This is a genomic window from Saccharopolyspora sp. NPDC000995, assembly GCF_053599315.1.
On sequence record NZ_JBSFLZ010000059.1, the window covers coordinates 27,029 to 38,004 of the forward strand.

Annotated in this window: 7 protein-coding genes and 1 pseudogene; 6 read left to right on the top strand and 2 right to left on the bottom strand. The window is 69.0% G+C overall.

The window, feature by feature from the left end; genetic code table 11:
- Position 1 precedes the first annotated feature (1 nt).
- The 3 genes and pseudogenes from ACWDKQ_RS19975 to ACWDKQ_RS19985 all read left to right on the top strand — a co-directional run.
- Positions 2–976, top strand: coding sequence for a glycosyltransferase family 2 protein (locus ACWDKQ_RS19975; protein WP_450140239.1), 975 nt, complete (start codon positions 2–4; stop codon positions 974–976).
- A 38-nt stretch (positions 977–1,014) separates the two neighbouring features.
- A complete protein-coding gene (locus ACWDKQ_RS19980; protein ID WP_450140240.1) occupies positions 1,015–3,480 on the top strand; it encodes a GtrA family protein in 2,466 nt (821 codons plus the stop codon).
- A pseudogene (locus ACWDKQ_RS19985) lies at positions 3,477–4,136 on the top strand (PIG-L family deacetylase); the annotation flags it as partial. The gene ACWDKQ_RS19980 and the pseudogene ACWDKQ_RS19985, both read left to right, overlap by 4 nt.
- A gap of 1,089 nt (positions 4,137–5,225) precedes the next feature.
- On the opposite strand, the gene ACWDKQ_RS19990 reads toward ACWDKQ_RS19985, so the two are convergent.
- Together ACWDKQ_RS19990 and ACWDKQ_RS19995 are read right to left on the bottom strand one after the other, a co-directional pair.
- Positions 5,226–6,590, bottom strand: coding sequence for an MFS transporter (locus ACWDKQ_RS19990; RefSeq protein ID WP_450140241.1), 1,365 nt, complete (start codon positions 6,588–6,590; stop codon positions 5,226–5,228).
- Between the two features lie 174 nt (positions 6,591–6,764).
- Entirely contained in the window at positions 6,765–7,553 is a 789-nt protein-coding gene (locus ACWDKQ_RS19995) for a DeoR/GlpR family DNA-binding transcription regulator (protein ID WP_450140242.1), read from the bottom strand.
- A 133-nt stretch (positions 7,554–7,686) separates the two neighbouring features.
- On the opposite strand from ACWDKQ_RS19995, the gene ACWDKQ_RS20000 reads away from it, so the two are divergent.
- From ACWDKQ_RS20000 to ACWDKQ_RS20010, 3 genes are read left to right on the top strand one after another with little or no spacing between them, the layout of a single operon-like run.
- Positions 7,687–8,385, top strand: a complete 699-nt coding sequence (locus ACWDKQ_RS20000; RefSeq protein WP_450140243.1) for an HAD family hydrolase — start codon at positions 7,687–7,689, stop codon at positions 8,383–8,385.
- A 48-nt stretch (positions 8,386–8,433) separates the two neighbouring features.
- Positions 8,434–9,492 (top strand): 2-hydroxyacid dehydrogenase, encoded by a 1,059-nt coding sequence (locus tag ACWDKQ_RS20005; protein WP_450140244.1) that lies wholly within the window; start codon positions 8,434–8,436, stop codon positions 9,490–9,492.
- Positions 9,489–10,952, top strand: coding sequence for an FGGY family carbohydrate kinase (locus tag ACWDKQ_RS20010; protein ID WP_450140245.1), 1,464 nt, complete (start codon positions 9,489–9,491; stop codon positions 10,950–10,952). The genes ACWDKQ_RS20005 and ACWDKQ_RS20010 overlap by 4 nt, the downstream gene beginning before the upstream one ends.
- Positions 10,953–10,976: the final 24 nt, after the last annotated feature.

Here is a 10,976-nt window from a genome sequence, read left to right on the forward strand (position 1 = left end):
CATGTACCTCTCGATGGTGGTGCCGTGCTTCAACGAGGAGCGCGGACTGCAACGGTTGCACGACGCGCTGGTCGCGGCGTTGTCCGGACGCGTCCGGGATTACGAGGTGATCCTTGTCGACGACGGCAGCACCGATCGGACGCTGCGCGAGGCGCGCCGGTTGGCGGCGCTGAACCCGCGTTTCCGCTACGTGTCGCTGAGCCGCAACTTCGGGAAGGAAGCGGCGATGTTGTGCGGATTGCGGCATGCGCGGGGGCGCCGAGTTGCGCTGCTGGACGCCGATTTGCAGCACCCACCTCGGTTGTTGCGGCGGATGCTGGAACTGTTGGACTCCGGATACGACCAGGTCGTCGCGCGGCGCAGCCGCGATGGTGAAGGCCGTTTCCGGTCATCTCTGTCCAAGGTGTACTACTGGGTGTGCGGTCGGCTCGTGGACGTGCGGTTGCAGGACGGGGCCGGGGATTTCCGGGTGCTGTCACGCCGGGCCGTCGACGCGGTGCTGTCGTTGCCGGAGTACCACCGGTTCTCCAAGGGGCTTTTCGCGTGGATCGGCTTCGACACGGCGTACGTGTCGTTCCGGAACGTGCCGCGGGGCGGTGGGGGTTCGCGGTGGACGTTCGGTGCGCTGGTGAACTACGGCATCGACGGACTGACTTCTTTCAACAGCAGGCCGCTTCGGTTGTCGATCTACCTGGGCGTGCTGGTGGCGCTGCTGGCCGGAACCTACGTGCTCTTCATCGTGGTGAACACCATTGTGGACGGTGTGCACGTGCCCGGTTATGCGACGTTGCTGGCCGGGGTCGTCGGATTGGGCGGGCTGCAGCTGCTGTTCCTCGGGGTTGTCGGGGAGTACCTGGGCAAGAGCTACTTCGAGGCCAAGCGCCGACCGCACTACCTGGTCAAGGAGTCGAGCCCGGAATTTCACCCGCAGGCCCGCGAGCGCCGGGTGCACCCGGCCGCCGAGCTGGCTTCGTAGGGGGAGCGATGTGGTGCAAGGCAAGCAGATCGGAGCTCGTGCGGTTCGCGCTCGTCGGCGGCGCGAACACGGCCGTGCACTGCACCGTCTACCTGGCGCTGTGGCTGCTGGTGCCGTACCTGCTGGCGCACCTTGTCGCGACCGTTGCGGCGACGCTTTGCTCGTACCTGCTCAACTGCCGGTTCACCTTCGAGGTGGCGCCGAATCGGCGCACCCTGCTGCTGTTCCCGCTGTCCAATCTGGCCGTGATCGGGTTGAGCACCGCTGTCGTCGCGGTTTCGGTGGCGGTGTTCGACGTCGATTCGAGGCTGGCACCGGTCGCGGCGGGCCTGGTCGTGGTGCCCGTGACCTTCCTGTTGAGCAGGGCGGTGCTCACCGAGCGGCTGCCGCTGCTCGAATGGCACAGCGTGGTCGGGGTCGGGGTGGCCGTCGCGCTGTTGAGCCAGGTTCCGGTGCTGGTGAACCCGTCGTTCTACTTCTGGGACGACAGCGCGGCGCAGTTCCTGCCGATGTGGCACCGGCTGGGCGAGCGGCTGCTGGCCGGGGACTGGCCGCTGGGGCTTGACCTCGACTCGTGGATGGGCGGCAACCTGGCCGCCGAATCGCTGTTCGGGATCTGGAATCCCGTGCACCTGCTGGTGTGCCTGCTGGTGGTGTGGCTCGGCGATCTCGCCATCGGTGCCGCGGTGGTGAAAACGCAGTTCCTCGTCACGCTCGGTGTCGGAACCTTCTTGCTCTGCCGCTGTTATCGGGCGGGCCGTGGGATCTCGTCGGTGCTTGCGGTGGCGCTGCCGGTATCCGGCTTCGTGCTGTACTTCCAGGCCGCCACCTGGGCGGGCGGGCTCATGGGTTTCGCCTGGCTGCCGTGGGCCTGGTGGGCGTTGCGCCGTGTGCTGGACGGGCGTCTGCCGGCGTTCGTGGCGTGGGTGCTGTGCTATCTGTGCGTTTCCGCCGGTGATCCCTACGCGGTACTGGCGTTGGGCGCGGTCTTCACCGGACTGCTGGCCGAAACCGGCCGGAACTGGTCGAGAATCCGGCGGTTGGTCCTGGTGGGCGTGGCGGTCGCGGCGAGCCTGCCGCTGATTTTCTTTCCGGTGCTGGCGACCTCGGCGGTGGGGTGGCGGTCCGGGCACGAGCTGTTCAACATCGGCCAGCTGGTGCCGGGCATCGGCGACCTGCTGAACGCGAGCACGCCCTCGTTCGTGCCGCAGATCCTGTCCTTCGGCACTTTCCGGATGTCGGTGCCGGCCACCTACTTCGCCTGGTTCGCCGTCCCGCTGCTGGCCTGGCTGGACTGGCGGTCCGCCGGGGCGTTGTGGCGCCGCTGCCGGTGCGCCGCGCTGATCGCGGGCTGCTATTTCCTGTTGTGTCTCGGGCCTTCCAACGTGTGGCTGTTCCGCTGGCCGCTGCGGCATGTGGTCGTGCTCCACCTGGCGGTGGCAGTGCTGCTTGCCGTGTCGCTTTCGAGTGGACTGCGCACTGATCGCTTCAAGGTGCGGTTGGCTAGCTCGGCCGGAACCGTGTTGCTCGGCGGATATCTCTCGTTCGCGGCGTGGCCTGCTTTGGCCCCGAAGCACTTGGTGTCGCTGGGAGTGATCGCCGTGCTGCTCGCGGCCGTCCTGATCCTGCACCGCGAGCAGTTGATGGCCGCGGTGCTGCACCTCGGCACGGTCTGCGTGCTTGCCTTGCAGATGTTGTGGTTTCCGGCGAATCGCGATGTCGCCGTCTACAACTTCCCGACATCGATCGCGCAACTCCGTTCCCGCTACGCGGAATTCCACGGCGGCACCGTGTTGCAGATCGCCGACCGCAATCTGATCCCACCGGAGGATGTCGCCTCGCGAAGCGCTTGGAAGCACTTGCTGTTCGGCAACATGCACGCGGCTGCCGGGGTCGCGAGCCTGGTCTCCTACACCGGCATCGGGCACGACGCCCTGCACACCCGGCTCTGCCTGAGCTATTACGGGGCGACCTGCCCGCAGGCCTACCACCGGCTCTGGCAGCCGGATGGGCTGGTCGACCGGCTCAAGGTCACCCACGTCGTGGTGCAACGCCGACTCCGCGAGGTTTCAGAAGCTCCGGCGGGCTGGCAAGTCACCTGGCGCGATGCGGATGTCGTTGTGCTCAAACGGGAAACGGTCCTGCCATGGCCGGGAGGGCGGCTTAGCGCAAGTCGCGGGGTGCAGGTGCTCGATGACCGGCAGCACGGGCAGCGATACGAAACTGTGCGGTTCGGCCGCACCGCAGACCGGGCCGAGCTGGTCTTCGCGCGCCTGGCCTGGCCGGGCTACCAGGCTACAGTGGACGGTCGCCGGGTGCCGGTCGTCGGAACTGACGCGGGGCTGCTCACTGTTCGCCTCCCGCCCGGTCTGACCGGCGGCACGCTCGCACTGTCCTGGAGCCCGCCTGGATTCGCCCTGCACCTGCTGCTGGCTTGCGCCGGAGCGCTGCTCGCGCTCGCGCTGTCCGTAGCTCCACTGCAGCTGGGGAGGCGAACGCGATGAGAGGATTCGCCGCCGCGATCGCACTGCTGCTGATCGCTCTGCTCGTCGATCCAGCCGCTGCGGCGCAGGTGCGTTCCCACCTGCAGGTCGTGGCGCATCCCGACGATGACATTCTATTCATGAACCCGGACCTGGCCATCTCGATCCGCTCCGGCGCGACCGTGACGACCGTGTTCCTGACGGCGGGGGAGAGCGACGTGCGGCCCGCGGGGCGGTATGCCGCGCAGCGGCAGGCCGGGGCAAGGGCGGCGTTCGCGGCGATGGCCGGGGTGCCCGACGGCTGGGCCCGTGCTGGGCTGACGCTGCCCGGGGGGCGTCAAGCCGAGGTGCAGACCTTGCGCGACCGGCCGAGGGTGCGGTTGGTGTTCCTGAACCTGCCAGATGACAACGATCCGCATGTTATGGGCGGCAGGCATGCGTTGACCCGGCTCTGGCACGACGCAACGGCGCGAGTCGAGGCACTGCGGCCGGACGGATCTGCGCTGGTGGGGACCAGCACTCACGACCGGGCGTCCGTCATCAACGCGCTGGGAGCGCTCTACCGGAGGTTCGCACCCACGATCGTGCGGACCCAGGACCCCGAACCGGACCCCCGGTACCAGCCGCAGTGGGGAGCCCACCACAACCACCCCGACCACGTGATGACGGCGCGATTCGCGGAGCTCGCGATGCGGTCCGCCGGATCGGCGCACCTGATCCACTACCGCGACTACAACATCGCGGACGGGTTGCAGAACCTGCCGGCGGAGGTCGTCGCCGACAAACGTCTGTTTTTCGCGCGATACGCGGCGCACGACGCCGAGGTGAGCATGGGTGAGCCCTATGCGACGTGGCTGCGAAGCATGCGGCACCGCTGGCCGTGGAATACGAACTGGGTGACGACCGGTCGCGACGGCGAGCCCGCATACGTCTACGTGCAGGGCGGAAAGCTGTTGAGGGGAAACGGATCACGTGAGTCCGTTATGGACACTCCTGGTTTCGTGCCCCGTGACGGTACGGCGGGGTTCGCAGACCCGGATACCCTCGTGGTCCAGGACCGCACGGGCGCGATCTTCCTCAACGGCGGGCACTACTGGCAGGGGCTCGGTTCCCCGCTGGCCGAAGCGCCGCTCGGCCAAGTCGGCCCACCGGCGGCGGTCGTGGCGCCAGGCGGGAGAGTGCTGGTCGCTGCCCGCAACGATCGCGGCGGGGTGAGCATCCGCTTCACCGACCAGGCGGGTTGGACGGATCTCGGTGGTACCGGAGTCGACAACGCCGTCTCGCTGCTCATGGCCGGTACCGGTGAGGCGCACGTCTTCGCCACCGCGCAGGCAGGGTTGCTGCACTGGCGGCTCGACGGCGCCGGCGCCCGGCTCGTCGCGCCGCCGGAAACGCACCGCCCGGCAGGAGCCGTTGCCTTGGCCCGCGGCCACCGGGCGTTCGCGGCGTACCGCGAGGCAGCCACCGGGCGTGTGGTCGTGCTCGGCGAACACGCGGGATGGTCCATTGTTGCCACCTCCGACACCACTGCCACCACCGATCCCGCACTCGCCGTGCTGGATGGCGACATCCCGGTCGTCGCGGTCCGCGACGGCGAAGGGCGGATCGCGGTGCTCGGCACCACGATGACCGTCCTGCCCGGCCGGATCGTCGGACGGCCCGCCTTCACCTCGGACGGCCGCTACCTCATCGCGCTCGGAGACGACGGCCGGATGCACGTGAGCCCGCGTCCTCGGGACGCGGGCTCACGGCGGCGGCAGCGGAACTTACGCCGAGGACCGGGCCGTCGCGACGTGCTGCGCGGCGCGCTGCGTCAGCTTCTGCTCGCCGGGGTCGCAGGTGTCCTTGACCTTCAGGCTCAGCAACGCCACCAGGATGTAGAGCGCGCTGAACGCGATGGCCACCCCGCCGCCGCCGACCAGCGGGTACAGGATCGTAACCACGACCGGGCCGACGAACGCCGCGCCACCGGCACCGAAGTTCAGGATCGCCAGGGCCGAACCCTTGTCCTTGGGTGAGACCATCGACGGCATCAGCGCCGACAGCGGGACGAACCCGGCCAGCAGGATGCCGTAGACCACGCCGAAGGTAGCGGTCACCGCGAAGCTCTGGGTGGACACCGCCGTGAAGTACCAAAGCGGAGTCGCAACGGCGCAACCCACGCAGCCGAACCAGGTGATCGTGCGGCGCCAGCCGAAGCGGTCGCCGAACACGCCGAAGAACAGGTTCGCGGCTATGTTCGCGCCGTAGCTGATCGACGCGAGCGTGGCCAGCTGCGGGGCGGTCAGGAAGCCGCCGCCCGGGGTGGCCGGGCCGAGCACGAACGGGAACATCGCGAAGAAGCCGTACTGCGGTGCGGTGTTGACGATGCGGATCAGGCCACCGGCCAGGGTGCGGCGGTCGCGCCAGAGGATGTCCACGCCCTCGCCCAGCCTCTTGAGGCTGCGCGGGTTAGAGACCGTCTGGTCGGCGATCGGCTTGAGGCCGTGCTCCTCGCGGACGGCGAAGCTACCGATGAGCACACCGATGGTGACCACCACCAGCGACAGCACTAGCGTGCCGTGCTGGCTCAGGCCGAACACGCCGATGGAGACTGCGGCCATCGCCGCGCCCAGGGTCGGCAGACCACCGGTGAAGGCGAACCAGAACCACCCGGCGACCGAACCGCGCATCTTGGTTGGGCTGGCGATCTGCGCCCACACCAGGAACGCGAACGCGAACAGCGGGTAGGCGAAGCCGCGGATGCCGTAGGTGGCCACGATGAGCGTCGCATTGTGCGAGGGCAGCGCCACGAACAGGAACAGCGCCTCGAAAACCACCCACCAGGCGCCACCGAGCCACATGACCCGGCGCGGGCCCCAGATCGAGGAGAGCGTCCCGGAGAACCACGCGGCGATCATGGCCGCGACGCCGTAGAGGGTGACCGTGGCGAACGCCGCCGTCGCGCCGCGCAGTCCGCCGCCGTCGGGTTGCTGCAGGTAGTCCGAGAGGAAGGTGGTCTCCACGCCGTCGCCGATCATGAAGATCAGGACGGCGATGAAGCCCCAGAACAGCTGCCTGGGGATACCGATGCGGTCGAGTGTGCTGGCCGGCCGCAACGGCTCGGCATCCGCAGAGGTCTGTTGGGACATCACTGTCTCCAAGGGATCGGAACTTCCCGGTGTGCGCGGCTATGGCGCACCCCCGGTCGACGGGTGCTGGCTATCATGCACCTTGTTCAGTTTAACGCGCAAGGTGTTAATAATCCGCAACCTGATGTGAAGATCAACAATGAAGTAGGCCGTCCGATGCCGCTGCTCCTGGGGCTAGCCCATCGGGGACACGCGGACGTCGGTCTGCTCGCGCATCTCCTCGACCAGCGCCGCGTCCAACCCGCCCGCCAGCAGCACGTGGTCGAAGGCGCGCACCGGGGCGAACTGGTGCAGTGCCGAGCGGGCCACCTTGCTGGCGTCCATCATCAGCACCTTGGTCGTCGCGCTGTCCAGCATCGCCCGCTTGACCAGCACGATCTCCTGCTCCTGGTGGTAGGTCAGCCGCGCGTTCATCGCCGAGGTGGACAGGAACACGATGTCCACCGAGAAGGTGCTGATCATCTCCTGGCAGGGCAGGCCCAGGTAGGAGTCGTGGGTCCGGGAGTACTCGCCGCCAAGGCCGATCAGCCGGATGTCCGGCACGTCGCGCAGCGCCTCCTGTACCTGCCGGTAGTTGCTGACCACGGTCAGCGGGCCGACCTCGGGCAGCAGTCTGGCCAGCGCGAGCGCGGTGGTCGAGTCGTCCAGCATTACCGACATACCCGGGTTGATGAACTGCAGGGCGTCCTTGGCCAGCGCATCCTTCTCGGCGGTGTGGGTGTGCAGCCGGAAGTCCGAGCTGCTCTCGAACACCGTGGACGGCTGGGCGGAGACTCCGCCGTGGTACTTGCGCAGGAGGCCCCGGGTGACCAGGTCGTCGAGGTCGCGGTGCACCGTCATCAGGCTGACGCCGGTCAGCTCGGACAGTTCCGCGGCGCTGGCGAACCCCTGCGTGACCACGTGATCGATGATCTTCTGCTGTCGCAGGAGCCGGGCGGACTGCTTCTTCGGTGCGGACGCCATGCGGCCATCTTGCCCGGTGGCGCGCGGCACGCGTCGCGGGACACCGGGCACCAACTGAAGTACCACTCCAATAGTGACATTTAACGTATCTTATGTTAATTTGATCCGTGTCAGTAATCGGCGGGAGGTAAAGATGACCCAGTCCGAAGGGCCGAACGGCACCCACCGCGCGGTCGTGTTCGACATGGACGGCGTCCTGGTCGAGAGCGAGCACCTGTGGGAGCGGATGTGGGCCAAGTTCGCCGCCGCCCACGGCAAGACCTGGACCATGGAGCAGACCCGGCAGGTCCAGGGCATGAGCGCTCCCGAGTGGTCGGCATTCCTCGCCGATTTCAGCGCCACCAGCGACTCCGCGGCGGAGACCGAGCGGGTCGTGGTCGACGACATGATCGCCGCGCTCGACGGCGGTGAGATCGAGCTGCTGCCCGGCGCCGAGAAGATGGTCACCGAGGTCACCGCGCGCGCCCCGATCGCGCTCGCCTCGTCCGCGCCGCGGCGCCTGATCGACGCGGTCCTTGATCGCCACGGACTGGCCAAGCATTTCTTGGCTACCGTCTCCAGCGCCGAGGTGCTCAAGGGAAAGCCGAGCCCCGACGTGTACCTGGCGGCCGCCCGCATGCTCGGCCAGGACCCGCGGCACTGCCTGGCGGTCGAGGACTCCAGCAACGGGTTGCGCGCGGCGGCTGCGGCGGGGATGACTGTGGTGGCCATCCCGAACTCCGGCTACCCGCCGGCCGAGGACGCCCTGGCCAAGGCAAGCTACATCGCCACCGATCTGGACGAGGTCCGGTCTCGCCTGGTGAGCGGGTTGCCCGAGCCGGTCGGCAGCTGAGCACCCGGCATCCAGCCCGCCGCACGCACGGAAGACAAAGGAGTCCTAATGACCAGTGTTCTGGCCGCAGGTGACCACTTCGTCGCGCCCGAGGTGTTCGTCGACGCCCTGCGCCGCAGCGCCGGTTCGCACGACCTGCGGTTCAACACCCTGAAGCTGACGTGGCCCGTCGAGCCATTCGGGCCGGTTGGAAACGTTCAGGAAGCCAGCGGCACCGAGCAGCAGTTGCTCGACGCGCTCGGCGGCGTGGAGATCGTCGCCACCCAGATGGCTCCGTTCACCGCGGACGTGCTGGCCAACAGCCCGCAGCTGCAGTTCGTCGGCGTCTGCCGCGGGGGTCCGGTGAACGTGGACCTCGAGGCGGCCACCGGCAACGGCGTGATCGTCAGCTACGCGCCTGGCCGCAACGCCGCCGCGGCCGCCGAGTTCGCCGTCGGGCTGATCCTCGCCGCGCTGCGCCGCATCCCCGGCTCGGATGCCGAGCTCAAGGCCGGCAACTGGCGCGGCGACTACTACGCCTACGAGAACGCCGGCATCGAGCTGGAGGGCTCAACCGTCGGCCTAGTCGGCTACGGCGCGATCGGCAAGATCGTGGCACGGGTCCTGAAGGCCTTCGGCGCGCACGTGCTGGTGTCCGACCCGTTCGTGCGGGCCGAGGACGCCGTTCTCGACGGCGTCGAGCTCGTCGAGCTGGAGGCGCTGCTGAGCCGCAGCTCGATCGTCAGCCTGCACGCGCGGCTGACCCCGGAAACCAAGAACTTGCTCAACGCCGACAACCTCAAGCTGTTACCGGAAGGCGCGGTTCTGATCAACTCCGCCCGGGGCGGGCTGCTCGACTACGCGCCGCTGCCGGAGCTGCTGAAGGCCGGCCACCTCGGCGCGCTGGCGGTGGATGTCTACGACATCGAGCCGCCGCCGCGCGACTGGCCGCTGTTCGACGCGCCCAACGTCATCACCACCCCACACCTGGCCGGGGCGACCCGCCAGACCGCGCACCGCGCCGCCGACATCGTCGCCGGCGAGGTCGCCCGGTTCCTGGGCGGCGAGCGCCCCCGGTTCGTCGCCAACCCGGACGTGCTGGCCAAGTTCGAAGGCCTGTGGGCATGATCGTCGGGGTCGACGTCGGCACGTCGGTGACCAAGGCGTCGCTGCTCAACCGCGACGGCACGGCGCTGGTCACGCACAGCAAGCGCAGCACGTTGAACCGGCTGCCGGGCGGGCGGGTCGAGCAGGACCTCGAAGAGGTCATCGCCTCGGTGATCCAGGTGGTGCGTGAGGTCGCCGCCGCGGCCGAGCAGGCCAGCGAGCCGATCGAGGCCCTGGCCATCACCGGCCAGGGCGACGGGCTGTGGCTGCGCGACCACCAGGGCCAGCAGGTCGGCCCGGCCATCTCGTGGCTGGACGCGCGCGCCGCGGACGTGCTGGACCGCTGGGAGGAATCCGGTGTGCAGCGGCGGGTCTTCGGACTCACCGGGTCGGGGATGTTCCCCGGTTCGGCCGGCCCGCTGCTGGCGCACCTGGCCGAGCACTCCCCGCAGCGACTGGAGCGCGCCGCGGTCGCCGGGTACTGCGTCGACGCGATCGTGCAGCGCTTCACCGGCGAGATCACGGTCGACGCCTCCGACGCGTCGCTGCCGTTCCTGGACGTGCCGAGCCGCAGCTACGCGCAGGAAGCGCTGCAGGCCTGCGGCGTCGCCGATTACCGAAGGCTGCTGGCCGAACCGGCCCCGCCGAACAAGCTGTTCGCGCTGGGCAGCAAGAGCGCCAGGGAGCTGGGGCTGCCCGCCGGTCTGCCGGTGTCGGCTGGCCCGTTCGACCTGCCCGCCTGCGCGTTCGGCTCCGGCGTCAGCAACGTCGGCGACGGCAGCCTGGTGATCGGCACGACCCTGGGCTGCCAGGTGATGCGAGACGAGGTCGCCATCGACCCGGACGGCGAGGTCGCGGGCATGTGGCTGGCGACGCCGCTGCCGGAGCGGTACCTGCGGGTGATGCCCGCGATGGTCGGCACCGCCAACCTGGACTGGGTGCTGAGCATGGTCGGAGCCGGCGTGGACGAGCTGGAAACGTTGCTGGGCAACAGCAAACCCGGTGCCGGCGGGGTGTCGGCGCTGTCGTTCCTGTCCAGCTCCGGCGAGCGTGCGCCGTTCGTCGAACCGCACGCACGCGGCCAGTTCACCGGGCTTTCGCTGGACACCACGCAGGCCGATCTGGTGCGGGCGATGTGCGAGGCGGTGGCCTACGCGGCGCGGCACAACCTGGAAACCGCGGGCCTGACCGGTGAGGTCTCGGCGTGCGGCGGCGGTGCGCGATCGGCGGCGTGGAGCCAGATCTTCGCCGACGTGCTGGGCCGGCCACTGCACGTGCCTTACGAGGAGGGCGTCGGCGCACGAGGTGCGGCGATGACCGCATGGGACTCGCTCGGCGAGCCGGTGGACCGCGAGAAGTGGGCTGCGGCGCGGCGCATCGTGGTGCCGCACCCCAGCGCCGTGGAGTTCTACGAGCGCGGCTACCGCGAATACCTTTTAACGATCGATCGCGCCCGCTCGCTGTGGGGCGCGACCTCCTGACCTTCAAGACTTGGCGCTGAGGAG

Bases quoted from the DNA above. Each gene is read 5' to 3' on its own strand.
- ACWDKQ_RS19975 (WP_450140239.1), top strand. From the start codon at position 2: ATGTACCTCTCGATGGTGGTGCCGTGCTTCAACGAGGAGCGCGGACTG.
- ACWDKQ_RS19990 (WP_450140241.1), bottom strand. From the start codon at position 6,590: ATGTCCCAACAGACCTCTGCGGATGCCGAGCCGTTGCGGCCGGCCAGC.
- ACWDKQ_RS19995 (WP_450140242.1), bottom strand. From the start codon at position 7,553: ATGGCGTCCGCACCGAAGAAGCAGTCCGCCCGGCTCCTGCGACAGCAG.
- ACWDKQ_RS20000 (WP_450140243.1), top strand. From the start codon at position 7,687: ATGACCCAGTCCGAAGGGCCGAACGGCACCCACCGCGCGGTCGTGTTC.
- ACWDKQ_RS20005 (WP_450140244.1), top strand. From the start codon at position 8,434: ATGACCAGTGTTCTGGCCGCAGGTGACCACTTCGTCGCGCCCGAGGTG.
- ACWDKQ_RS20010 (WP_450140245.1), top strand. From the start codon at position 9,489: ATGATCGTCGGGGTCGACGTCGGCACGTCGGTGACCAAGGCGTCGCTG.